Source organism: Synechococcus sp. MIT2312, from assembly GCF_059772315.1.
In genome coordinates this window covers 2,362,635-2,385,680 of sequence record NZ_CM186281.1, presented here as the reverse complement: position 1 = coordinate 2,385,680, position 23,046 = coordinate 2,362,635, and the positions used below count along the sequence as shown (strand labels likewise).

Here is a 23,046-nt window from a genome sequence, read left to right as displayed (position 1 = left end):
GGGGGCGGAAATGGATGGGAAGGGATAGTTGGTGACTACCGACCTGTCTCAGGTGCGTGGCAGTCAGGAGCCGGTCAGTTGACGATGGCGAGGATGTCCTTCTCGGACAGGAGCACGAACTCATCGCTTCCGAGCTTGATGTCGGTGCCTGCGTACTTGCTGTAGAGGACCTTGTCGCCGACACCCACTTCAGGGGACTGGCGGGAACCGTCGTCGTTGCGCTTGCCGGGGCCAACCTGAACGACTTCACCCACCTGAGGCTTTTCCTTGGCGGTGTCGGGAAGCAGGATGCCGCCGGAGGTTTTCTCCTCGGATTCTGAAACCTTGACGAAAACGCGATCGCCGAGGGGCTTAACAGTGGAGACGCTGAGAGAAACAGCTGCCATGGGTTCTTGCAGGAGCAGGGACAGTGCGCCGAAGCGCCGATGCGACTCGAGCTGGCACTCAAGGTCGTCGAGTGCCAACCTATGTCCGGGTTCTGCACTTCGGCCACGGGACAAGCGTGCGGGTGACCGAACCACTCCCCCCACTCTCGCGACGGTGGTATCGTTGCCCCGCTCAGGAAGGGATTGCTCTAGACGCTTCCCTCTCACACCCCCTTACTTATGGCCGCTGCTGCTCCCGCCTCCGCCGGTACCAAGGGCGTTGTCCGCCAGGTGATTGGCACGGTTCTGGACGTGGAATTCCCCGCCGGCAAGCTGCCCAAAATTCTCAACGCTCTCCGCATCGAAGGCACCAACACCGCCGGGCAGGCGGTTGCTCTGACTGCTGAAGTCCAACAGCTGCTGGGCGATCACCGTGTCCGCGCCGTCTCCATGAGCGCCACCGACGGACTTGTCCGTGGCATGGAGGCTCTTGACACCGGTGCACCGATTTCAGTGCCCGTCGGCGAAGGAACCCTTGGCCGCATCTTCAATGTTCTCGGAGAGCCTGTTGATGAACAGGGTCCGGTTAAATCCGACACGACAGCTCCGATCCACCGTTCAGCCCCCAAGCTGACTGAACTTGAAACGAAGCCCAAGGTCTTTGAGACCGGCATCAAGGTGATCGACCTCCTGGCTCCCTATCGCCAGGGCGGAAAAGTGGGTCTCTTCGGAGGCGCCGGCGTCGGCAAGACCGTGCTGATCCAGGAACTGATTAACAACATCGCCAAGGAACACGGTGGTGTTTCCGTGTTCGGCGGTGTGGGTGAGCGCACCCGCGAGGGCAACGACCTTTACGAGGAATTCAAGGATTCCGGCGTGATCAACGCCGATGACCTCTCCAAGTCCAAGGTGGCGCTCTGCTACGGACAGATGAACGAGCCCCCCGGTGCTCGCATGCGTGTGGGTCTCTCAGCTCTGACCATGGCCGAGCATTTCCGTGACGTGAACAAGCAGGACGTGCTGCTGTTCATCGACAACATCTTCCGTTTCGTTCAGGCCGGTTCGGAAGTGTCCGCACTGCTCGGGCGCATGCCTTCCGCTGTGGGTTACCAGCCAACGCTCGGAACCGACGTGGGTGAACTTCAAGAGAGGATCACCTCCACCCTGGAAGGATCCATCACCTCGATCCAGGCGGTTTACGTCCCTGCGGATGACCTGACTGACCCGGCTCCCGCAACCACCTTCGCTCACCTGGACGCCACCACGGTGCTGAACCGTGGCCTGGCATCCAAGGGAATCTATCCAGCTGTGGACCCGCTCGACTCCACCAGCACCATGCTTCAGCCTGCTGTTGTGGGTGATGAGCACTACCGCACAGCTCGCAGCGTGCAGTCCACGCTTCAGCGCTACAAGGAACTGCAGGACATCATTGCGATTCTCGGTCTCGACGAACTCTCAGAGGATGATCGCCGCACCGTTGACCGTGCCCGCAAGATCGAGAAATTCCTTTCTCAGCCTTTCTTCGTGGCTGAGATCTTCACCGGCATGTCCGGCAAGTACGTGAAGCTCGAGGAAACCATCAGTGGTTTCAACCAGATCCTCGCTGGCGAACTGGATCATCTTCCCGAACAGGCTTTCTACCTCGTTGGCAACATCGACGAAGTCAAGGCCAAGGCTGCAAAGATGGCCGAAGAAGCCAAGTGATGGCGACTGGGGCATGAGATTCATGCCCCAGTCCTTTCATTTCGCGCCCAAGCTTTTACCCCAACACTTCACATCCATGTCCCTCACCCTCCGCGTGCTGGCACCAGACCAGAGCGTGTTCGATGGCTCTGCTGATGAGGTCATACTCCCAAGCACCACTGGGCAGCTGGGCATTCTTCCCGGCCACGTTTCACTCCTGGCAGCGCTTGATGTGGGCGTTTTGCGTGTCCGTGCGGACGGTGGCTGGAAATCCATCGCCCTGATGGGTGGGTTTGCAGAGGTGGAAGCCGATGATGTCACCGTGTTGGTGAATTCCGCTGAACTGGGAAGCTCGATTGATGGCAGCTCTGCCGAAAGCGAACTGCAGGCTGCACGCAGCGCCGTGAGCAAATTGGAAGGCCAGCCGACATCGCCTGAAAAGGTGAAAGCCCAGCAGAGCCTTAACCGCGCAAGAGCCCGCGCCCAGGCTGCAATCAATCAGAGCTGATGATTCGATCCTTGCCCCTTCGGCTTCACTCTTTGGGCAAGGTTTGATTCAGGAGATCAAATGTTTGATCTTGAATTTTTTGCAGAAACCAAAACCGGGTTGATCACCATCCAGATCAATGCAGCTCAAGGCTGACATTGACTGGCAATCAGCAAAAAGTCTCATACCTCCTGATTAATCAGGATTCCTTTCAAGAACGAGGCTGGATCAACCGCGATATTTTCAGGCGATCTGATTTCGAAATGAAGATGGGGACCTGTACTGCGTCCCGTATTCCCCATCCTTGCAATCAGATCACCACGACCGACATTCTCACCAACTTGAACAAGGGCTTCATTGCAATGCGCATAACGCGTCCTGTATCCATCGGAGTGCTTAATTTCAACCATCAATCCATAAGCACCGAGATAATCCGCGAAAACCACCTCCCCACGCCGTGAAGCATGAATGGATGTTCCAACGTGATTGGCGATATCGATACCTGAATGATGCCGCGACCAGCGCGGCCCAAAGCCCGAGGTGAAAACGCCTGATGCAGGCAGAGAGTAGGCCTTCAGCGACAACTCATTCAGATAGTCAGCGAAGGATGAAAATGAACAGACTTGGGCAATAGAATCGGGCGCCGCTTCAAAAGTCCCGGCAGACCAAGAAGATTCAGGCAACGGAGCAGAAGCGACCTCAGCTGCTGCAGCCTCATGCAAACAATGTTGCTCAAACAAAGCGACTATGGATCGCTTGTTCAACAGTGGCGAAGAAACCTGATCAATAGTTTTCCCACTCTTGCCGTGAAGGGCTGATCTTTCAGAATCCTGAATCCTGAATGGAGCGAATCCATTCAAAATCTCCACGCTTGATGTCACTGCAAACGTCGCAGAGGACAGTCCAAGCGCGAACAACGAAGAGAAAGAAATCAACCCATTAAAAATATTCCGTGAGAGTGTAACAGACTATTGCGGAGGCCTGACGGTCAAGTGAGCCGGGATTGGTGATCAATATCACCATCAAAAAATCAAGCAATCATTCTGATGAATGGCAGCGTCAAAACCCATTCATCGAAGACCCACCTCGAAGCAGAACACTATTGCAAGCTGCAGATAAAAGCAGCAGAGCATCGCTGCAAGCAGTCAGTTCCAGTCCACGCAGAGAAGACTTTTTCAACGATTCAGTCATTGAGGCAAAGACTGTATAAAGCTGTCCAAAATAGATTTCTTGACATAAAAAAGCAGGCAATTGATTGCCTGCAGAAATCAACAAAATACTGATTGAATCCAATCAAGCGGTGCCGCAGAAAGTCACATCGGGGAACTTGAGCTTGGCATCATCCAAACTCTTGCCCTTGCCCTCTTCCTGCCAGTAATTGATCACTTCAGTGGCTTTGTTCAACACCTCAACACGTTCGTTATCGGTGATCCAAGACTTGCCTTCAAGCTCACTTTTGAGAGTTTCCCAGGCGTCTTCCCGAGGCCAGAAGAAATAGGCCGTCAAAGGACTGGGCCCGCCACCAACAATTTGATCAACGGCAAGCGCCACGTTGTCGGGCAACCAGAGAATCTTCAGAAGGAAGCGTCCCTCATCGGCCTTCGGTGTGTATCCGGATGGCACACCATCAGCATCGATCGTGGCTGATGCCAGTGCGGCGCTGCCGCCACGCATCACGGGACGACCTTCCTTCGGCTCCTGCTGCTGATCGGCTTCTGTGCTCTGAGGAGCCTGATCAGCTGCTGCTGCCTCGGTGGCGACCTCTTGGTCGACGGCAGCGCCTTCGGAAACCGTCATGGTGTCAGCGCTCAAGAATCAAGGACAAAGAACTAACCTACCAGCCGCCAAAGCCCATCCCCTGGACCGGCACGCATCCACCAGCCAGCTTCTGCTGTTCGATATCGACGGAGTGATCCGTGACGTGTCTGGCAGTTATCGCAGAGCCCTCCAGGCGACCGTTGAGCATTACAGCGGCTGGCTGCCCGCTCCGGCCTGCATCGATGCTCTCAAGGGCGAAGGACGCTGGAACAACGACTGGGATGCAAGCCTTGAGCTGCTGCGCCGGCACGGCACATCCCCGCCGGCGAGGCAAGACCTGATCGAGGTTTTCAGCAATTTCTATTTTGGCGGCGATCCCGATGGCGACCCAGGCGCCTGGACCGGATACATCAGCGATGAACCCTTACGGGTGCAACCCGACTTCTTCACCGCGCTGGATCGGAACAGTTGGCGTTGGGGATTCGTGAGTGGCGCGGAACCTCCTTCAGCGCGCTTCGTGCTGCAGCAGCGTCTGGGGCTGGTCAATCCCCCCCTGATCGCCATGGGCGATGCCCCTGACAAACCTGACCCAACAGGTCTTGTACAACTCAGTGACAGCCTTTTGCCCCAGCGCAGCGGGGGCGTTGTCGCCTACCTGGGTGACACGGTCGCCGATGTTCAGACTGTTCTCAACGCCAGGGCCCAACGACCTGACCGGCAGTGGATCAGTCTCGCAGTGTCACCACCGCATCTTCTGCCCGGAACCCAGGAACGAAGCGCCTATGAGCAGCAGCTGATGTCCGCCGGTGCAGATCTGATCCTGCCCAGCACTGAAGCGGCGATCCCATGGTCGAAGGGCCGCGAAGGATCTGACAGCCAGGGGCACTCAGCGCCCATTCGCTGACGCAGTAAGCCATTAGCGTTCCATGTCTGCCACCGCCTTGAGAGCTCCGGCAGTGAGAACTTCATGACCGCTGGAGACTTCCTCAAGGTCCCTGACCGCGACATCGTCCTCGATGCGGATACCGATCCCCTTCCAGCGCTCGTCAATCGCAGGCTGACCTTCGGGAACCGCAAGACGGTCACTGATGTAGAGACCAGGCTCCACCGTGAGGACGATGCCTGGCTCCAGCTGCACATGATGCTCGCCGAGCCGATAGGCACCGACATCGTGAACATCCAGCCCAAGCCAGTGGCCGGTTCGATGCATATACAGATGCCGGTAGCTTCCCTGCTCGATCAGGCCGTCGACCTCTCCCACCAGAAGTCCCAGATCCACAAGACCTTCCACCAGAACATGCACAGCCGCGTCATGCACGTCCTCGGCGGTGTGTCCGGGTTTGACCCTCTCAATCGCTGCTTCCTGAGCCGCCAGCACCAGGGAGTAGAGCTCCCGCTGCTCTCCACTGAAACGGCCGCTCACCGGAAATGTCCGTGTGATGTCGCCGTTGTAGTAATCGCGGAGGGAGCAACCGGCGTCAATCAGCAGGAGATCACCGTCCTGCAGCACTGCACTGTTGTCGATGTAGTGCAGCACGCAGGCATTGTCGCCGCCGGCAACGATCGAGCCATAGGCGGCTCCACGGGCTCCCAGCTCGAGAAAATGCTGTTCGATCAGAGCCTGAATCTTCCGCTCGGTGATTCCGGGTCGCACGGCAGCCCTGGCGAGCTCATGGGCGGAGGCTGAGATCCTGCACGCCTCACGGAGCCGTTCCAGTTCAGCGGGTTGCTTTCGCAAGCGCATCCGGTGCAGCAGCGGGCAGGGAGCCAGCAGAGCCTGCGCGGCACTGCCGGTGCGTGAGACCCGATCAAGCTGAGCACCCCATGAACGCAACACCAGAGGTTCGATCGAGGGGTGGCTGCCAACACGAAAGGCGATCCCCTCTGCACCGTCGAGGTACTGAGGCAGCAGGGCATCGAGCTCCACGCGCGGATGGGAGAGATCAGCTCCGAAGCGCTCCACCGCGCCCTCACAACCCCAGCGCCGACCGGTCCAGACCTCAGCAGCAGGCTCGCGGGGATTCACGAAGAGCACAAACCTCTCACCCTCAGGGCGATGAGGCAGGAACAAGGCCACGGCATCGGGCTCATCAAACCCTGTCAGGTACCAGAAATCGCTGTTCTGGCGGAACGGCCACTCGGTATCCGCATGGTGTGTGACCAGCGTCGCTGCAGGGATCACCGCGGCGACCCCGCCCAGTTCAGCCATGAAACGCTCGCGCCGATCCGCGAACAGCTGAGCATCAAAAACAGGGGCGAGATCAGCCACGAGAGAGACAGGGCACCGGAGAAACGCCAGGATGGCAGTCAAAGCGCCCGCGCATGACCTCCGACCTGCTGATCCTTCTCTTGCTGGTGGTGGTGGTGCTGACCGGATCCGCCCTCTGCTCCGGAGTGGAAGCAGCGCTGCTCACCGTGAATCCGGTGCGCGTGCATGAACTTGCAGCCCGGCCGAAACCGGTGGCCGGAGCCCGCAGGCTGGCCCAGCTGAGGCTGCGTCTGGGTCGGACCCTGTCGGTGCTGGCGATCACCAACAACGGCTTCAACATCTTTGGAAGCCTGATGCTCGGTGGCTACGCCTCCTGGGTGTTCACGGAACAGATGGACGCAGGGAATGGAGCTCTGGCCCTGTTTTCGGTCAGCCTCACGGTTCTGGTGATCCTGCTCGGGGAGATCCTGCCCAAAGCGATCGGAAGCCGCCTGGCATTGCCGGTCTCCCTGGCAAGCGCTCCGGTTCTGCATTGGCTGGGCGTGATCATGCGACCACTGGTGCTGCTGCTGGAGCGACTGCTTCCCGCAATTACCGAGGAGAGTGAAATCAGCACGGATGAAGAAGAGATCCGGCTGCTGGCAAAACTCGGATCTCAGAAAGGGCAGATCGAGGCCGATGAAGCCGCCATGATCTCCAAGGTTTTCCTGCTCAATGACCTCACTGCGCGTGATCTGATGACACCGCGAGTGGCAGCTCCAACCCTTGATGGCGCCTGCAACATCGAGAAGTTGCGTGTTGAACTGCTCGAGAATGAAGCGCAGTGGTGGGTGGTCCTGGGCGACGCGGTGGACAAGGTGCTCGGCGTCGCCAACCGTGACCGTTTGCTGAGCGCCCTGGTGCGCAACAAGGGACATCTGACGCCAGCCGATCTCAGTGAGCCGGCTGAGTTCGTTCCCGAAATGATCCGAGCCGACCGCCTGCTGACCGGCTTCCATCGTGACAACAGCGGTGTGCGGGTCGTTGTGGATGAATTCGGTGGCTTCGTTGGCGTGATTGGCCCGGAGGCCGTGCTGGCCGTTCTGGCCGGCTGGTGGAGAAAGACCTCAGGCGAGGCAGCGCCATGAGAGCCATGGAGGATCGCTGCCGAGTTCTGCTGCAGGGTTGGCGAGAGAAGCTTGAACTGAATCGTCGGGAACAGAGTCTTCTGGCCGGCGCGCTGCAGGTTCTGGATCGCCAGCTTGAACGTCTGGATCAGAGCAGGCTTCGAATCTCGGTCTTCGGCCGTGTGGGCGTCGGCAAGTCCAGCTTGGTGAATGCCCTGATCGGTCAACAGCTGATGGCCACGGATGTGGCCCACGGCTGCACGCGTCAGCAGCAGGCGGTGGCCTGGCCAAGATTCGTTCCAGGCCTGCACAACGTCGAACTGGTCGACACCCCTGGCATCGACGAGGTGGATGGTCCGGCTCGGGCGCGACTGGCGGCCAGGGTGGCTCTGCATGCGGATCTGGTGCTTTTCGTACTGGACGGCGACATCACACGTGTGGAACTGGAGGCCCTGGATACGCTCCAGACCATGGGCAAGCCGGTGTTGACGGTGCTGAACCGCAGCGACTGCTGGCCAGAGGATCAACTGCCGGATCTGCTGCGCAGCATCCACAGCCGACTTCCAGCAGGACTGCCGGCTCCGCTGGCGGTGTCCGCCGCACCGCGCAGGGCTGTTCAACTGAGCGATGGCCGCATCCGCAGCCGTGAGCAACCGGCCGACGTGGAGGCACTGGCGAGCGGTCTCAGCCGTCTGCTGGAACAACACGGCCAGAGCCTGCTGTTGCTCAACAGCCTGAGGCAGGCCACGCGAATTCAGCAACAGTTGGAGACAGGGAGAGTGCAGCGACGCCGAAGGGAAGCACAGGGACTGATCGGGCGCTACGCCGCGCTCAAGGCCACCGGCGTCGCCGCCAACCCGCTGCTGCTTTTGGATCTGGCTGGGGGATTCGCCTGCGATGCGGCCCTTGTCCGCCAGCTTTGCTCTCTTTATGGCCTTCCTCTTGGGGGACCAGCGGCCCGCAAATTGATCCGCCAGCTGAGCGGGCAGAACGCTCTGCTGGGGGGAGCACAGCTGGGGCTCCAGGTCGCCTTGGGCTCATTGCGCCAGCTGTTGCTGCTGGCCGCACCCTTCAGCGCTGGCCTGACACTGGCCCCCGCCGCACCAGTGGCCCTGGCCCAGGCGGCACTGGCCGTGCACACGACACGACGCACCGGTCGGATGACGGCACGCTGGCTACTGGAGGAACGGGGCCGGGGGCGTCGACTTCAGCCAGGGCCAGCCACTCTGATGCGGCGGCTGGCACAGTCGGATCACGGCATCGTCGAGCTGATGCAGGAGTGGCCCCAGCAGCAGAACCGTCCACCGCTGCCCTCGCTGTTGCCCTGACCATGGCGACACCGGCCAGAGCTGAGATTGCACTGCTCGGGACCAGTGCCGACCCTCCGACCGTGGGCCATCAGGCGTTGCTGATAGGACTGTTGACCCAGTTTGACCGAGTCGCCACATGGGCCAGTGACAACCCGATGAAATGCCATGACGCTGATCTTGAGCAGCGTTGTGACCTGCTGAAAACTCTGGTTGAATCGATCGCCAGTCCCCGGCTGCAACTGGCGCAGGAGCTGAGCAGCCCCTTTGCCGTCACCACACTGGAACGGGCCAGCGAACGTTGGCCTGACCACCGCCTCTGTTTTGTGGTGGGAAGCGATCTCGCTCAGCAGATCCCAGCATGGAAAGAGTCACAGCGCTTGTTGCAGCAATGCAATCTTGGCGTCGTGCCCCGTGAGGGATGGCCCCTGGAGCCGTGCACTCTGGAGACCCTTCGCCAGATGGGAGCCTCTGCGCGGGTGCTGCCTCTGGGCATTCCCGCTGCTGCCAGTTCAGAGGTGAAGCAACAGCAGAAACGACAGCAGGTGCCGAAATGCCTCTGGCCTCTGCTGCTGAAGCACAATCTTTACGGATTCAATGCCGCCAACCCCTGAGTGCCGATGCGCGTTGCCCTGGCCCAGATCAATCCTGTTGTGGGCGACCTGCTGGGCAATGCCACCCGCATTCTGCAAGGCCTCGACAGCCTGATCGAGACCACGGGCAGCCAACCGGACCTGCTGGTCACCCCCGAGCTATCGCTCTGGGGTTATCCACCAAGGGATCTTCTGTTCAGCCCCACGCACCTGCAACGGCAAGGGGAAGCCCTCGCTGCTCTCCGCAGTGGTCTGGCTACCCGTCAGTCGGACATCGCACTGCTGGTGGGAGTCGCTGATCCAGCAGACGATGCCTTGCATCCTGCTTTGTTCAACGCCATCGCCCTCGTGCAAGTCGACGGCGATCACGTGGTGGCCCGTAAGCAACTGTTACCCAGTTACGACGTCTTTGACGAAACGCGATACTTCAGACCCAGTCATGGATCTGGGCAGATCACACTCCGCAGCGGAGACCGCAACTGGCGACTGGGGATCACCATCTGCGAAGACCTGTGGGTCGACCAAGAACTGCATGGACGTCGCCTGGTGGGACCAGACCCTGTGGGCGATCTGATCCCCGCGCGGATCGATGCACTGATCAACTGCTCAGCCTCACCGTTTGGCCGCCGAAAGGCTGCAATGCGGCGCCAGTTGGCCGCACGTGCGGCACAGCGCCTTGGCTGCCCGGTGGTTTACGTCAATCAGGTGGGAGGGAATGACGAACTGGTGTTCGACGGCGCCAGCTTCGTGATGGGCAGCAACGGCGAGACGCCGCTTTTGCAGCTTCCGGACTGCCGTGAAGCGATACAGATCTGGCATGCCGCAGACAGGGCCCCCTCGGCAGGCATTGAATCAGCCACGACACAGCCAACCCAGACTGAACAGCAGGAGATGGAAGCCCTGTTCCGCACTCTGGTGACCGGAGTGAAGGACTATGCCGGCAAATGTGGCTTCCAGAAAGTCCTGCTCGGCCTCAGTGGAGGCATCGACTCGGCGCTGGTGGCGGTGATCGCTGCCGCGGCCCTCGGATCCGATCAGGTGCAAACTCTGCTGATGCCATCTCCGTGGAGTTCGGAAGCATCACTCGCAGATGCCCTCAAGCTTGCGGATCGACTGGGAATCGCCCACGCCATCGTTCCGATCGAAACCCTGATGGACGGTTTCCAGGCGACATTGACCCCAGCCCTGGGAAACGTTCCCTCAGGGGTGACAGCCGAAAATCTGCAGTCGCGCATCCGTGGCACTCTGCTGATGGCCATGGCCAATCAGCAGGGACAGCTGCTGCTCACCACAGGGAACAAATCGGAGCTCGCTGTGGGCTACTGCACCCTCTACGGCGATATGAACGGGGGCCTGGCCGTGATCGGTGATCTGTACAAATCCACCGTGTTCGCGTTGTGCCGATGGATCGACAGCAGCGAGGCAAGCCCGTGCCGCCAGCAACTGGAACTCCCTGACGAGGGGGCGCTGATCGGCAGTGCCATTCTCGAGAAACCTCCCAGTGCCGAACTGCGACCTGATCAGAAGGACAGCGACTCACTTCCCGACTACAACCGGCTTGACCCCCTGCTGATCGACATGATCGAACGCCGTCTCAGCGGCCAGCAGCTGATAGCAGCTGGCCACGATCCTGAGGAGGTGCAACGGATCGAGAGCCTGTTCAGGCGAGCTGAGTTCAAGCGCAGACAGGCAGCGCCATTGCTGAAGGTGAGTGCCCAGGCCTTCGGCAGCGGCTGGCGGCTGCCGATCGCCGCCGTCTGAGCCACATTGAGGACACGACTCAGTCCTCCATGGCCCATTCCGTTCTGACGGCCCCGATGGCCAGTATCGGGGTTCCCACTGAGATCAAGGCCGATGAGCAGCGTGTGGCGCTCACCCCGGATGCAGTCCGCGAACTGGTGACCCAGGGCCTTGAGGTGCGGATTCAGAACGGAGCCGGAGCAGGGGCAGGTATTAGTGACGACGCTTTTGCAGCGGCAGGAGCCAGGCTTGTGGACCGCGAGGAAGCCTGGGCTGCTCATCTGGTGGTGAAAGTGAAGGAGCCGCAGCCGGAGGAGTTCAGTCTTCTGCGGGACGACATGGTGCTGTTCACCTACCTGCATCTTGCGGCTTACAGCCAGGTGGGCGAGGCCCTTCTGGATGCAGGCACCACAGGGGTGGCCTACGAAACGGTGCAGTTGGAGAACGGAAGCCTGCCGCTGCTGGCCCCCATGAGCGAAATCGCAGGACGACTCGCTGCGCAGGTGGGAGCAAGGCTTCTGGAACGCCCCAACGGCGGCCGCGGCGTTTTGATTGGTGGTTGCACCGGCGTGCGTCCGGCCCGCGTCGTCGTGCTGGGAGCCGGCACGGTGGGCTGGAATGCGGCACGGCTCGCTGCCGCGATGGATGCCGAGGTGCTGCTTCTGGATCGCTCCCCCGAGCGGTTACGCAGCCTTGAGGCCGACCGCCGTGGGCGGCTGATCAGCATGGTCAGCAGCCGTGGACTGCTGGAGCGTTTGGTGCCTACCGCGGATCTGCTGATCGGTGCGGTGCTGACCCCTGGCGGCCGGGCACCAACTCTGGTGGATGAGGAGATGGTCAAGCAGATGACGCCGGGATCAGCGATCGTCGACGTCGCTGTTGATCAGGGAGGCTGTGTGGCCACGAGCCGTGAAACCACGCACACGGATCCAACGGTGTTCATCCATGGCGTGCAGCACTATGCCGTTGGCAACATGCCCGGAGCCGTGCCCTTCACCTCCACCGAAGCTCTGGTGAGCGTGACCCTGCCCTACATCCTCGGCATCGCAGGCCGAGGGCTCGAGGAAGCCGTCACTGAGCGTCCGGAGCTGCTCTCGGGTCTGAACACCGTCAAGGGAGCGGTCTGCCATCCAGGAGTCGCCAAAGCTCTGGGGGTTCCACCGCGCCACCCGATGGCCTGCCTGCGCTGATCGTCAGTCCAGTGAGCGGATGTAGAGCCACTCGCCTGTCGCTGCACCATCACGCCTGCGGAACAGCGAGTGTTCCTTCAGAACATGGCGTTGCCCACCGGCACTGAACACGGCCTCGAAACGCACGGTGCCCTCAAGATCATCCGGGCGACCGGCCTCTGTGGCCAGCACCCTGAGGCCATGCCAACGGGTCTGGCGACAACTCGCCCGCAGCTCTCGCCGTCGCTCAGCAGCTGCACAGGCGGCATCAGGGTGGGTGGCGATCAGATAATCCACCTCCGAGAGGGCGTAAGCGGAATAGCGGGATCGCATCAATTGCTCCGCGGTCTCCGCCTTCAGCCTGCCTCGGTGAAGCGGGCCGCAGCAGTGAATCAGTGAATCTCCGCTTCCACATGGACAGGGACGCTCTCCGGAATTTGCAAAGCCCAGTGCCATCAATTCAGCTCCTGCAGGGCAGGCAGAGGTCGCACCAGAGAAGCGGTGGCGATCCCCTCGCGCAGGGCGGTCACCAGGCCCGCGGCTTCGGCGTAGGAGCCGGCTTTCAGGATCTGGTTCCCACAACCCAGAGCCTCTGCACTGACCGACAGCACGCCTGGATTGTTGACCGCGATCACAGGAATGCCACGTTCCAGGCTGGCCAGCACAGCCTCTCCTCCAAGCGCGCCGTCCGGCACCACAACGGCACCCAGCTGGTCGGCGACGAGGTCATCTGCAGCAATCGAACAGCCGGAGGACAGATCCAGCAGATCAGGCGCCCTGCTCAGACCCACCAACACACAGGCAAGAAAGGTGTAGCCGAGCTCCTCCCCTGCAGCTCTGGGATCAAGGTCAGCGTCGAGGGGCAGAGACTCCAGTGCTGGCGCGTGAGCACAGGGAATCCGCAGATGCCGAACCAGCAGATGACTGATCACCGCTTCAGCGCCGGCAAGAGCATCGACACCCGTGCCGTGGCGATAGGCCGCCAACGTCTCAGCGTCCGGATCATCGGGGAATCGAGCCACCACGGCAATGGCGGTGGAACCTGCCGCCTTGAGGCGATCGGCCGCTCTCAGAAGTGCATCGGGTCGATCCAACGCCCCCCAGCTTGTGCCGCTGGCGCCGGCTGCCAGATGCACACCCAGAGGCTCATCGGTGCGGACCACCGCGTTGACATCAAGGCCAAGACTGGCCCTGCAACCCTCCGCGACCTGACGATGTCGCAGCAGCAGGTCCGACTCGATGCCGGCATCCAGCAACAGGCCGATGCGCTGACTGCGCCTCGGACGCAGTCCCCAGGCAGCTGAGGCGAAGCGATCGAGGCCATACCCCTCCACGTAGTGAATGCGCGGATCACGCCAATACAACGCGGCTCCGTTGATCACATTGGGATGGGTGATCAGGCAACCGCTGGCTGCCGCCAGCAGGCGGGCACTTGGCAAGGCATCGCCAGCGAACCCACCGATCTCACAGCCGATGCCTGTCGGCACGACCATCAGCGTGGGCAACGGAGCGGCGAAGACCGTCATGGGTTGATCAGCACGGCTTCAACCTCAAGCGCAACCCGGGATGTTTCAGGGGAGCGCTGGATGGAGGTGATCGCCCAGCGCAACGGCTCACCCTCCCGTTGCAGCTGCTTGAGAACCAAGGAACGAAGATCGTTGATGGCGCACGACTCGGGACTGATCAGCGACAACCTCCTGAAAGTGAGCTTCATGACCAAAAGATAAAGACCGAAAACAAATCAGGTGGCATCGCTGTGATCCTCGCGGATTGATCCAGCGGATTCTTTGTGAAAGAGCGAGGTTTCAGAGCTTCACACACACGTAGATCATGCCTAAAACTGAAAAAAGTGACCATGAGCTGACATGTCTTCGAGCTCCTTGCCAGGCCCGCTATCAAGTACTGCTGCCGAACAATCACCGAGCAATATTTTAAGTTTTTACAAGTTATTGTACAAACAAGTAGAGAAGAATTTATCAAATATCGACAAAAATCCACTGACCAGCCTCTCTGATCCGGACATCACTGACAGCTACATCGGGGCTGTGATTGCAACTGCCTGGGGGTTGCCGATTCAGCAGTTCTGGGAGAAGCAGGGTGAATACATCACCGACAGCCAGCAGGGAGGACAGCCAGCCAACAGCTTCTTCAATGCAAGGAAAATCGACGATGGAGAGACAATCGTATCTCCAAATACGGAAGTGTTGTACTCCAATGCCTTCCTGGACCTTTCAAACAAAGTTGTCACGATTACATATCCAATTCCCGAACTACAGGAAGGCATTTACACTGGAATTCAGGTCATTGATCCCTATACCAACGTTCAGTTCAGCAGTGGATCTGCTGATCAAGCCCAGCGTAATAACAACAGCCCAGACATTGCCACAAGAACCTTCTACTGGGCTGGTGCATCTAGCGATGTCATCAATCATGCCCTGGCCAAAGATCAAGATGCCATCGCCCTCGCAAGTCCGCAGGCCTGGGTACTGGGACGCATCAATGTCGACCCCTACCTGACAGGCGCAAGCAGACATGACGACAATCCAACGCCCTATCAGGAGTTGATGCAGAACAAGCCCCAGACACTGGCAATCAACAAGATCCGAAATTTAAACAAAGAATTCAAGGCAAATGTCGACTTCACAGGGAGTGAGGTCGAGGATTATTCAACCTCAAATGTGCAACGAGAATCAAAAACAGCACAACAGTTTTTCACCCAACTCTCCAACGCGGTCTACAACAACAGCTACGATGGTCAACCACTTGTTTTCTACTCCGGGACTAACATCAACGGCGAACTGAATCCAACAGGAAAGCTTTACAATCAGAAAAACGTCTTCAACGCCTTCGGATCCGGAACATATTCGATCGACCTAAGAGCTCAGAGCAACGGAAATCACTATTCGTTCCCAGACAACCAACGGCGTGAGATCAGAAAAGGGCACAATGACGCCCTCAACGCGATTGACCTGATCAGCAGCTCCAGCGATCCGGTCATCAAGGACCATTACTGGACCATCAACACCACCCTGGGTCAGTACGACCCTGACTACGCAGGTTGGATCACCGCCGCCGCAGTTGCAGATGTTGGGCTTGGGGCAAACCTGGCATCAGACGGAACCTACCCACAGACGAACAAAGGGATTGGCAAAAGCCGAAAACACCCAGAAAAGTTATCATCCAAACACGATTACAGTATCACTTTCAAGCCCAAAGATGGCAAGCTGGTGCCAATTAATCAACCAGGGTTCTGGTCGGTCACCGTTTACAACAACGACAATTTTCTTGTTGAAACCGATGAAGAGAATCTCAACAGCTTTTATCTGAAAAACAAATTCAACCCCACGACAGGGGTGTATTCCCTTGGATCCAATCAATACGACGATGCGGAGAGTTACGGGAAGGATGATCTCTCAATCACTCTCGCCTCCACTTCACCGAGCTCGAGCAGCACTGATCAGTACTGGCTGCCGACCCCGACTCAAAGCGATGAGAGTGACAATTTCAATCTGATCCTGAGGCTCTACAACCCAATACCTTCGGGCAACAGCACAGACAAGAGCGCTTCGATTTTCAGCCAAAATCCATTTCGGCGCTGGAAACCTCCTTTTGTTGAGAAGCTTGTCACCACAACCGATGGCCTTCTGCAATTCGGGCATGTTTATCTTCACCAGGGAGAAAAGAATCACGATTGGTCCAAACTCGATACGGTGACCACCGATGAGAACGGGCAGTACGTGCAGTCATCCCTTCCAGGAAAGGGCACCTTGATTCATCGAGGGGGGACTGACATTCTCACCGGCCAGCCCTATGAGGGTCTGCTACTTGCTGATGCTGAATCGAGTGTGATTTCACCGCTCACCACACTCGATTGGGCACTTGAGCGCAACGGACATTCTGAAGAGAGCCGTGATCAGATCATTGATGGCCTCGTCAATGCTGCCTATGAAGTGCTGACCTGCACAACCATGAATGACAACGCGAGGGGATTGAATTCCGTGACCGACACCGCACCTCATCAAGTCATTCGTAGTTCGATGCGTGAAGCTCAGGATGTCGCCAAAAGCCAGGTCATCCTCAACAGAGCCCTGGGGGGAGCACTGAGCGGACTCTGGAACAGAGTCAATCAACACGAGCTGCTCGCAATCGATCCGCTGCACAAGTTTCAAGCCTCAGTTCTGAGGTTTGCCTGTGCATTAGAGCAAGGAAGCAACACCGACAGGCACTCTTTCCTGGAGACAGATCTGGGAGAGGCGCTGGAGAGAATGCATTCAGGCAGCGGTGAGGCACTGGGATCACTGCTCAACAGCGGCAAAGAGCTGCATGGCATGGATTACTACAGCTTCATTGAACTGCTGAACGCCGAGGCTTGAAACATCCCTGCTGAGAGATGAACAGAACCCTGTTGAACAATCAGCTCTGATACTGACCGAACTGAGCCTGATAAAGAGCATCCTCCTGACCGGCCACCGCCATCAGGTCACTACGAGGGAAGGAAACACAGAGAAGAGCGAAGCCCTCGTTGCGCAGATCCTCCTTGACCCCCATCGCATCAGGCTGGTGAACCTCACCCTCTTGGATACGTGCAGCACAGGTGGTGCAGACTCCCGCACAACAGGAACTGGGCACGGGCACTTCGGCCTCTTCCGCAGCGGACAACACGGTCTGATTGTCACGGCACTGAAAATGGTGTTGCTGGCCATCAAGCTCAAGGGTGATGGCATAAACAGCTGAAGCGGTGTCGCTCATCTTTCCTGGAACACTTCCAACGATGGCTTCTGCACAGCGTAGAGGTCGCCTGAATCATCCTCAGCGTCTCTGCATCAGCACAAAAAAAAAGCCGACCTCATGGCCGGCTGGAAATCGAACAGAGATTAGGCATCAGTCCGCCAGCGGATCAAGCCATTGCAGCGGCGCCACCCACAACCTCAAGAATTTCCTGCGTGATCGCCGCCTGACGAGCCTTGTTGTAATCAAGGGTGAGTGTCTTGGCGAGAGCCTTGGCGTTATCGCTGGCATTGTTCATCGCCATCATCCGGCTTGCCAGCTCAGAGGCAGCAGCCTCCTGCAGAGATCTCAGCAGCTGGTTCTGCAGATAAAGGGGCAGAAGAGCATTGAGCAGCTGGTCTGGACTCTGCTCGAACACAATGTCCGATGGGAGCTGGGGCTGAGAATTGGCAGGCCCTGCGCCCGATTCAACCCGCAGCTCTCCGTCTTTGGTCGTGAGGCGGAAAATCTCGTCATCAGCCTCCGCGATCCCCTGAGGATCAAGGGGAAGCAGAGTCTGAACAACAGGATTGCAGCTCACCAGGTTGATGAACTTGGTGTAGATGATCTCAACACGATCGGTGCTCTCGGAGAGAAACTCCGCGAACACCTCATTGGCGATCGATCCGGCTTCATCAGCTGTCGGGACCTGTTCAAGACCAGTGAAGGTGGCCTGGATGGGGTAGCTCCGATTCGTGAAATAACTGATGGCTTTACGACCGATCAAGACCAGATCAACCTTGTAGCCCTTGCCCTGAAGCTCAGCGAAACGCGTCTCAGTGCGTTTGATGATGTTCGCGTTGTAGCCACCACAGAGACCTCGGTCGCCAGTGACGGCGACAAGGGTGATGGTCTCGACGTTGCGCTGCTCGAGAAGAGGAGCATCGGCATCTTCGAAACGCATGCGGGCCTGGAGGTTTTCAAGCAAACGGGCGAGCCGGTCCGCGAATGGGCGACTGCGCAGGACTTGCTCCTGAGCACGCCGAACCTTGGCCGCGGCCACGAGACGCATGGCCTCAGTGATCTTGCGGGTGTTCTTGACAGATTTGATCCGATCTCGGATCTCCTTCAGATTTGCCATGTCTCAGGGCCTCAGTTGGCGGAAGCCAACATGGTGGAGGTGACCTCGGAAATAGCCTCCTTGAGAATGGTTTCCGCCTCGGGGCTGAGCACCTTCTCGTCCTGAACCTTCTTGATGAACTCAGGCTTGTTGCTCTTCAGGTACTCGCGGAGCTCCCGGGAGAACTGAACCACCTGATCCTCGGGGACATCATCAATCAGACCCTTAACACCTGCATAAACAATGGCGACCTGCTCAGCCAGGATCAGTGGGCTGAACTGAGGCTGCTTGAGAAGCTCACGCAGACGCTTGCCGCGCCCGAGCTGTTTCTGCGTTGCCGCATCAAGATCGGAAGCGAACTGCGAGAACGCAGCCAGTTCATCAAACTGAGCGAGCTCAAGCTTGAGGGTGCCGGCGATTTTCTTGATGGCCTTGGTTTGTGCAGCACCACCAACCCGGCTCACTGAGATACCCACGTTGATGGCAGGACGCAGACCCGAGTTGAACAAATCAGAGCTGAGGAACACCTGACCGTCGGTGATCGAAATCACGTTGGTGGGGATGTAGGCCGAAACATCACCAGCCTGGGTCTCAATAATCGGCAGAGCTGTCATCGATCCCTTGCCCATGGCATCGGAAAGCTTCGCCGCTCTCTCAAGCAAACGGCTGTGGCAATAGAACACGTCGCCGGGGTAGGCCTCACGTCCGGGCGGACGACGGAGCAGCAGCGACATCTGGCGGTAAGCCTGGGCTTGCTTGGAGAGGTCGTCGTAAATGACCAGGGTGGCCTTGCCCTTGTACATGAAGGCTTCAGCAATCGAAGCACCCGTGTAGGGAGCGAGATATTGCAGAGCAGCGGGATCGGAAGCGTTAGCAGCAACGATCACCGTGTAATCGAGTGCACCGCGCTCTCGCAGAACCTCCGTCACCTGGGCGACGTTTGCAGCTTTCTGACCGATGGCGACGTACACACAGATCACGTCCTGATCGGCCTGATTCAGGATGGTGTCGATCGCGATAGCAGACTTGCCGGTCTGGCGGTCACCAATGATCAGCTCACGCTGGCCGCGACCAATCGGAATCATCGCGTCGATGGCGGTGATTCCGGTCTGCATGGGCTCATGCACCGACTTGCGCTGGATGATGCCAGGAGCGGGAGACTCAATCAGACGGGTCTCAGTTGTTGCGAGATCACCTTTGCCGTCGAGAGGAACTCCAAGGGAATTAACGACTCGACCCAGCAGAGCATCGCCAACAGGAACCGAAGCGATCTTGCCGGTTGCACGGACGGTGCTGCCCTCCTGAATGCCGAGGCCTTCACCCATCAGCACGGCGCCGACGTTGTCATCCTCGAGATTGAGGGCAATGCCTTCAGTGCCATCTTCAAATTCAACGAGTTCGCCGGCCATCACCTCTTGAAGGCCGTAAACGCGGGCGATTCCATCACCCACCTGCAGGACAGAACCAACGTTGCTGACAGAAACAGACTTGTCGTAGTCCTCGATCTGCTGTTTGAGAATCGCGCTGATCTCGTCGGGACGGATGGAAACCATGGCTGGTAAACCCTTTGACGGGGAGTAAAAGGAAAATCTGAAGGGTGAAGAAAGAAACGATCAGCCCGCCTTGGCAAGCGAGAGACCGAGTCGCCGTACTTGGCCGGAAAGACTAGCGTCGATGACTTGAGAGCCCACATTGATCACGAAGCCGCCAATCAAGGTCGGATCGATGGTGAGGTCAATCTCAACGGACCCGCTGCCGACCATGGACTGAACCTTGGCGGTCAGAGAAGCCTTCTGAGTATCGGTCAGGGCCTGAGCCGAACGGACATGGGCCAGCGAAATCTTGCGGGATTCGCGGTAAAGCTCGAGATACCGACCCAGGACGGCATCAAAAGCGGTGAGGCGGTAGCGATCGGCCAGGACCTTGAGCAGATTCAGCAATGAAGGCTGAATCTGCTCGCTCAGGAGCTGCTCAAGGGCTTTCTTCTTGGCCGTTGGCTCCAGAACCGGGGAGGTCATGGCATCACGCAGTGACTCACTGCTGTCCCAGAGAGCAATGAGCTCCTTGCACTGGGTTGCCACGTCATCAGACTCATTGCGAGCATTGGTCACCTGCAACAACGCTTCGGCGTATGGGGTGGCCAAGGTATTGAGAAGGGGCATCAGGCATCCTCCAGATTGTTGATGGAGGCGTCGATGAGACGGGCTTGAGCCGAAGCATCGAGTCGTCCGGGCAGATCGGCCATCACTTTGTCGATGGCGGCCAGAGCAGCGTCGCGCCGAAGCTGCTCGGTCAGACGAGCACCTTCAGCATTCAGGTCAGCAAGGGCATCCTGCTTCAGAGCAGCCATTGCCTCAATGGTGCGCTGCTCACCGTCAGTACGGATGGCTTGAGCCCTGGCTTTGCCATCGGCCCGAATCTTCTCAGCTTTTTCTTTGGCGGAACCGAGTTCGGCCTGCGCCTTGCTCAGCTCGGTGGTGGCAGTTTTAAGCCGGTTTTCAGCATCGTTCAATTCCTTGAGAATCGATTCACGACGCCGCTCAAGAATGCCGCCAAGCAGTCCCTTGAGAAAATAAACAAGCAACCCAATGACAATGACCAGATTGATCAGGTTTGTCTCAAGGGGATTGAGGTTGATCGCGAAACCACCCTCTGCAGCAAACAAGGTGAGAGGAGACATCATGAAACAGCCAGCAGACGTTGAATGATCTTTGAGCTGAACTCATCGACCTTGCCCATCAGCTGAGACTGAGCCTGCTCTCGCTGTGCCTCGATCTCACGACGGGCTTTTTCTCTCGTGCGATTGGCGTCGGCTTCGGTTGTCGCGATGGCTTCGCGATACAGATTGTCGACCTCCTGCTCAGCTTCGAGGATCGCGGCCTGAGCGGCCTGGCGAGCACCTCGGAGTTGTTCAGTGAGTTCAGCCTCAAGACGCTGGACTTGCTCAAGCTTTTGCTTGGCATCAGCAAGGCTCGTGGAGATGTAACCCTCACGATCTTCCACGACCTTGCCGACCGGCCGGAAGAAGAGGGAATTGAGCAGGAAGGTCAGGAGAACCACCTGAACAGCCATTAAAGGCAAGGTGGCATCGAGGTCAAAAAGACCTCCCTCCGGCACCGCTGCTTCAGCAAGCAGAAGCCAGGTCATGAAAGAGGAGCGCTGAGGAAAAGCTGATGAAGAGAAGAATGATCACACCTGGGAGCTGCCGTCACACGATGGAGCTCCCAGGGGATGGATCAACCGGCGAAGGGGTTGGCGAACAGAAGCACCAGAGCCACAACCAGGCCGTAGATCGTCAGCGACTCCATGAATGCCAGAGAAAGCAGCAGGGTGCCGCGGATCTTGCCTTCAGCTTCAGGCTGGCGGGCAATACCTTCAACAGCACCTTGGGAAGCGCTGCCCTGACCGATACCAGGGCCGATAGCCGCCAGGCCAACAGCCAGGCCAGCAGCAACGACGGAAGCTGCGGAAGTAATGGAATCCATGTTGAGAGCGTTGGGGGGGGGTGCGCCGTAGCGCTGAGCAAATGAAGTGGGGATTGGTTCCCCCTGCGCAGGGACACTCTCTGTTGCAAGAGAGCGGGCCCGAGTCATGAGCGTCGGACCTACGCGCAGAAGTGTTTAGCAGATCGCCTTAACGGCGAGCATTTGTCACCTAGTGGTGTTCATGCAGACCTTCGCCGATATAAAAGGCGGCCAGAGTTGCAAAAATCAGAGCCTGGATCGCACTGGTGAACAGTCCAAGCAGCATCACAGGCAGAGGAACGATTAAAGGAACCAGATAAACAAGAACTCCAACCGCAAGTTCATCAGCCAGGATGTTTCCGAAGAGTCGGAAAGACAGTGAAAGAGGTTTTGTGAACTCCTCAATGATCTTGAAGGGAAGCATGATCGGAGTTGGCTCTACATAGAGCTCAAAAAACCTCAGTCCCTTTTTGCTCAGACCCGCATAGAAGTAGGCGAGAGACACGAGCAGAGCCATCGCAACGGTGGTGTTGATGTCTGCCGTAGGGGCACCCAGTTCACCTTCAGGAAGTTCAAAAACTTTCCAAGGAATCAGTGCACCACCCCAGTTGCTCACAAAAATGAACAGAAACAGGGTCCCGATGAAGGGCAGCCACTCTCGATAATATTTTTCTCCGATCTGGTCACGAGCGAGATCACGCAGATAATCCCAGAGGAATTCGAGCAGGTTCTGCACACCCCTTGGGTCGCGATCCAGATTGCGCGTGCCAACAAGGACGAGAGCAAGGAGTGCGCCGATCAGGATCCAGGAACTCAGAAAGACCTGGCCATGCAGATTGAGGTTGCCGATCTGCCAGTACAGATGGTTCCCAACCTCCAGTTCAGCGAAAGGCAGTGTGAAAGGCAGCAAAGCCATTGAATGCAGAAGGGGATGCGCGAGCTCAGCCGTCAATGACGGTCTGAAGAATCAAGGCGGGTTTATAGAGAAGGAAGCCGATGAAAGCAGGAAGGATCTCAAGCTGAGGGAACTTGGCCGCTCCAACAACGAGCAGCACAGGCACAACCAGCTGAAACCGACCCACTTGACGGGAACCTCCGCCGAGCCGAGCCACGCTGCGGGCGAGGAGGCGCAGGTAGAGAACACCAGCGCAAGAACCCACCAACAGGCTGCGGGCAACCATGGCGTCGAAACCAACCAGTGCGACAAGAACCGCAACCAGTGAAACCGCCAGAGTGGCCAGCATCAGGCGTTGTTGAAGTCTGGCGTAATCGGCCATTCCAGAATCGATCGCAACGGATGCCGCGGGTGATTCTGTGGGGTCGTTAGCCAGCAAACAG

At 58.3% G+C, this 23,046-nt stretch carries 26 protein-coding genes; 9 read left to right on the top strand and 17 right to left on the bottom strand.

What is annotated here, in order from left to right; genetic code table 11:
• Nucleotides 1-74: 74 nt before the first annotated feature.
• Complete coding sequence (gene groES / locus AC6EI9_RS13015) at nucleotides 75-386, bottom strand: co-chaperone GroES (RefSeq protein WP_066911278.1); 312 nt, start codon at nucleotides 384-386, stop codon at nucleotides 75-77.
• Nucleotides 387-605: 219 nt separating this feature from the next.
• On the opposite strand from groES, the gene atpD reads away from it, so the two are divergent.
• Both atpD and atpC read left to right on the top strand, forming a co-directional pair.
• Nucleotides 606-2,069 (top strand): F0F1 ATP synthase subunit beta, encoded by a 1,464-nt coding sequence (atpD, locus tag AC6EI9_RS13010; RefSeq protein ID WP_498468132.1) that lies wholly within the window; start codon nucleotides 606-608, stop codon nucleotides 2,067-2,069.
• Nucleotides 2,070-2,145: 76 nt separating this feature from the next.
• Nucleotides 2,146-2,556 carry an ATP synthase F1 subunit epsilon gene (gene atpC, locus AC6EI9_RS13005; RefSeq protein ID WP_498468131.1) on the top strand — a complete coding sequence of 137 codons (411 nt, stop codon included), beginning with the start codon at nucleotides 2,146-2,148 and terminating at the stop codon, nucleotides 2,554-2,556.
• A 161-nt stretch (nucleotides 2,557-2,717) separates the two neighbouring features.
• On the opposite strand, the gene AC6EI9_RS13000 is transcribed toward atpC, so the two are convergent.
• The 3 genes from AC6EI9_RS13000 to AC6EI9_RS12990 all read right to left on the bottom strand — a co-directional run bounded on the left by AC6EI9_RS13000 (nucleotide 2,718) and on the right by AC6EI9_RS12990 (nucleotide 4,332).
• Nucleotides 2,718-3,416, bottom strand: coding sequence for a M23 family metallopeptidase (locus AC6EI9_RS13000; RefSeq protein ID WP_498468130.1), 699 nt, complete (start codon nucleotides 3,414-3,416; stop codon nucleotides 2,718-2,720).
• 178 nt (nucleotides 3,417-3,594) lie between these two features.
• Nucleotides 3,595-3,828 (bottom strand): hypothetical protein, encoded by a 234-nt coding sequence (locus AC6EI9_RS12995; protein ID WP_498468129.1) that lies wholly within the window; start codon nucleotides 3,826-3,828, stop codon nucleotides 3,595-3,597.
• Complete coding sequence (locus AC6EI9_RS12990; RefSeq protein ID WP_498468128.1) at nucleotides 3,829-4,332, bottom strand: 30S ribosomal protein PSRP-3; 504 nt, start codon at nucleotides 4,330-4,332, stop codon at nucleotides 3,829-3,831.
• Between the two features lie 112 nt (nucleotides 4,333-4,444).
• Here AC6EI9_RS12990 and AC6EI9_RS12985 point away from each other — a divergent pair, with 112 nt between their 5' ends.
• Nucleotides 4,445-5,197 (top strand): HAD family hydrolase, encoded by a 753-nt coding sequence (locus tag AC6EI9_RS12985; protein ID WP_498470080.1) that lies wholly within the window; start codon nucleotides 4,445-4,447, stop codon nucleotides 5,195-5,197.
• Nucleotides 5,198-5,209: 12 nt separating this feature from the next.
• Here AC6EI9_RS12985 and AC6EI9_RS12980 read toward each other — a convergent pair whose 3' ends face one another.
• Nucleotides 5,210-6,502 (bottom strand): aminopeptidase P N-terminal domain-containing protein, encoded by a 1,293-nt coding sequence (locus tag AC6EI9_RS12980; protein ID WP_498470079.1) that lies wholly within the window; start codon nucleotides 6,500-6,502, stop codon nucleotides 5,210-5,212.
• Between the two features lie 113 nt (nucleotides 6,503-6,615).
• On the opposite strand from AC6EI9_RS12980, the gene AC6EI9_RS12975 reads away from it, so the two are divergent.
• From AC6EI9_RS12975 to ald, 5 genes are read left to right on the top strand one after another with little or no spacing between them, the layout of a single operon-like run.
• A complete protein-coding gene (locus AC6EI9_RS12975; RefSeq protein WP_498468127.1) occupies nucleotides 6,616-7,629 on the top strand; it encodes a CNNM domain-containing protein in 1,014 nt (337 codons plus the stop codon).
• Nucleotides 7,626-8,936 carry a GTP-binding protein gene (locus AC6EI9_RS12970; RefSeq protein WP_498470078.1) on the top strand — a complete coding sequence of 437 codons (1,311 nt, stop codon included), beginning with the start codon at nucleotides 7,626-7,628 and terminating at the stop codon, nucleotides 8,934-8,936. The genes AC6EI9_RS12975 and AC6EI9_RS12970 overlap by 4 nt, the downstream gene beginning before the upstream one ends.
• A 2-nt stretch (nucleotides 8,937-8,938) precedes the next feature.
• Nucleotides 8,939-9,529, top strand: coding sequence for a nicotinate-nucleotide adenylyltransferase (locus AC6EI9_RS12965; RefSeq protein WP_498470077.1), 591 nt, complete (start codon nucleotides 8,939-8,941; stop codon nucleotides 9,527-9,529).
• 6 nt (nucleotides 9,530-9,535) lie between these two features.
• Nucleotides 9,536-11,269, top strand: coding sequence for an NAD+ synthase (locus AC6EI9_RS12960; RefSeq protein WP_498468125.1), 1,734 nt, complete (start codon nucleotides 9,536-9,538; stop codon nucleotides 11,267-11,269).
• A 29-nt stretch (nucleotides 11,270-11,298) separates the two neighbouring features.
• Nucleotides 11,299-12,438 carry an alanine dehydrogenase gene (ald, locus tag AC6EI9_RS12955; RefSeq protein WP_498468123.1) on the top strand — a complete coding sequence of 380 codons (1,140 nt, stop codon included), beginning with the start codon at nucleotides 11,299-11,301 and terminating at the stop codon, nucleotides 12,436-12,438.
• 3 nt (nucleotides 12,439-12,441) lie between these two features.
• Here ald and AC6EI9_RS12950 read toward each other — a convergent pair whose 3' ends face one another.
• The 3 genes from AC6EI9_RS12950 to AC6EI9_RS12940 are packed head-to-tail and all read right to left on the bottom strand — an operon-like array spanning nucleotide 12,442 to nucleotide 14,062.
• On the bottom strand, nucleotides 12,442-12,873 hold the full coding sequence (locus AC6EI9_RS12950) for a YchJ family protein (protein ID WP_498468122.1): 432 nt from the start codon (nucleotides 12,871-12,873) through the stop codon (nucleotides 12,442-12,444).
• Nucleotides 12,873-13,943 carry a DUF3326 domain-containing protein gene (locus tag AC6EI9_RS12945; RefSeq protein WP_498468121.1) on the bottom strand — a complete coding sequence of 357 codons (1,071 nt, stop codon included), beginning with the start codon at nucleotides 13,941-13,943 and terminating at the stop codon, nucleotides 12,873-12,875. Before AC6EI9_RS12945 ends, AC6EI9_RS12950 begins: the two co-directional genes overlap by 1 nt.
• Nucleotides 13,940-14,062 (bottom strand): DUF8621 family protein, encoded by a 123-nt coding sequence (locus AC6EI9_RS12940; protein ID WP_498468120.1) that lies wholly within the window; start codon nucleotides 14,060-14,062, stop codon nucleotides 13,940-13,942. Before AC6EI9_RS12940 ends, AC6EI9_RS12945 begins: the two co-directional genes overlap by 4 nt.
• A 220-nt stretch (nucleotides 14,063-14,282) precedes the next feature.
• Between AC6EI9_RS12940 and AC6EI9_RS12935 the strand changes: the two genes are divergently transcribed.
• Nucleotides 14,283-16,790 carry a DUF1254 domain-containing protein gene (locus tag AC6EI9_RS12935; RefSeq protein ID WP_498468119.1) on the top strand — a complete coding sequence of 836 codons (2,508 nt, stop codon included), beginning with the start codon at nucleotides 14,283-14,285 and terminating at the stop codon, nucleotides 16,788-16,790.
• Between the two features lie 40 nt (nucleotides 16,791-16,830).
• Here AC6EI9_RS12935 and AC6EI9_RS12930 read toward each other — a convergent pair whose 3' ends face one another.
• The 9 genes from AC6EI9_RS12930 to AC6EI9_RS12890 all read right to left on the bottom strand — a co-directional run bounded on the left by AC6EI9_RS12930 (nucleotide 16,831) and on the right by AC6EI9_RS12890 (nucleotide 22,985).
• Nucleotides 16,831-17,166 carry a 2Fe-2S iron-sulfur cluster-binding protein gene (locus tag AC6EI9_RS12930; protein WP_498468118.1) on the bottom strand — a complete coding sequence of 112 codons (336 nt, stop codon included), beginning with the start codon at nucleotides 17,164-17,166 and terminating at the stop codon, nucleotides 16,831-16,833.
• Between the two features lie 148 nt (nucleotides 17,167-17,314).
• A complete protein-coding gene (locus AC6EI9_RS12925; RefSeq protein ID WP_498468117.1) occupies nucleotides 17,315-18,265 on the bottom strand; it encodes a F0F1 ATP synthase subunit gamma in 951 nt (316 codons plus the stop codon).
• Between the two features lie 11 nt (nucleotides 18,266-18,276).
• Nucleotides 18,277-19,797 carry a F0F1 ATP synthase subunit alpha gene (gene atpA / locus AC6EI9_RS12920; RefSeq protein WP_067095805.1) on the bottom strand — a complete coding sequence of 507 codons (1,521 nt, stop codon included), beginning with the start codon at nucleotides 19,795-19,797 and terminating at the stop codon, nucleotides 18,277-18,279.
• Between the two features lie 60 nt (nucleotides 19,798-19,857).
• Complete coding sequence (gene atpH, locus AC6EI9_RS12915; RefSeq protein WP_498468116.1) at nucleotides 19,858-20,406, bottom strand: ATP synthase F1 subunit delta; 549 nt, start codon at nucleotides 20,404-20,406, stop codon at nucleotides 19,858-19,860.
• Nucleotides 20,406-20,927 (bottom strand): F0F1 ATP synthase subunit B, encoded by a 522-nt coding sequence (locus AC6EI9_RS12910; RefSeq protein WP_498468115.1) that lies wholly within the window; start codon nucleotides 20,925-20,927, stop codon nucleotides 20,406-20,408. The genes atpH and AC6EI9_RS12910 overlap by 1 nt, the downstream gene beginning before the upstream one ends.
• Nucleotides 20,924-21,391, bottom strand: a complete 468-nt coding sequence (locus tag AC6EI9_RS12905; protein ID WP_498468114.1) for a F0F1 ATP synthase subunit B' — start codon at nucleotides 21,389-21,391, stop codon at nucleotides 20,924-20,926. The genes AC6EI9_RS12910 and AC6EI9_RS12905 overlap by 4 nt, the downstream gene beginning before the upstream one ends.
• A gap of 89 nt (nucleotides 21,392-21,480) precedes the next feature.
• Nucleotides 21,481-21,729 (bottom strand): ATP synthase F0 subunit C, encoded by a 249-nt coding sequence (gene atpE, locus AC6EI9_RS12900; protein ID WP_007098848.1) that lies wholly within the window; start codon nucleotides 21,727-21,729, stop codon nucleotides 21,481-21,483.
• A gap of 169 nt (nucleotides 21,730-21,898) precedes the next feature.
• Nucleotides 21,899-22,624, bottom strand: a complete 726-nt coding sequence (atpB, locus tag AC6EI9_RS12895) for a F0F1 ATP synthase subunit A (RefSeq protein ID WP_498468113.1) — start codon at nucleotides 22,622-22,624, stop codon at nucleotides 21,899-21,901.
• Between the two features lie 25 nt (nucleotides 22,625-22,649).
• Nucleotides 22,650-22,985: a hypothetical protein gene (locus AC6EI9_RS12890; RefSeq protein ID WP_498470076.1), complete on the bottom strand. Its 336-nt coding sequence runs from the start codon at nucleotides 22,983-22,985 to the stop codon at nucleotides 22,650-22,652.
• Nucleotides 22,986-23,046 lie beyond the last annotated feature (61 nt).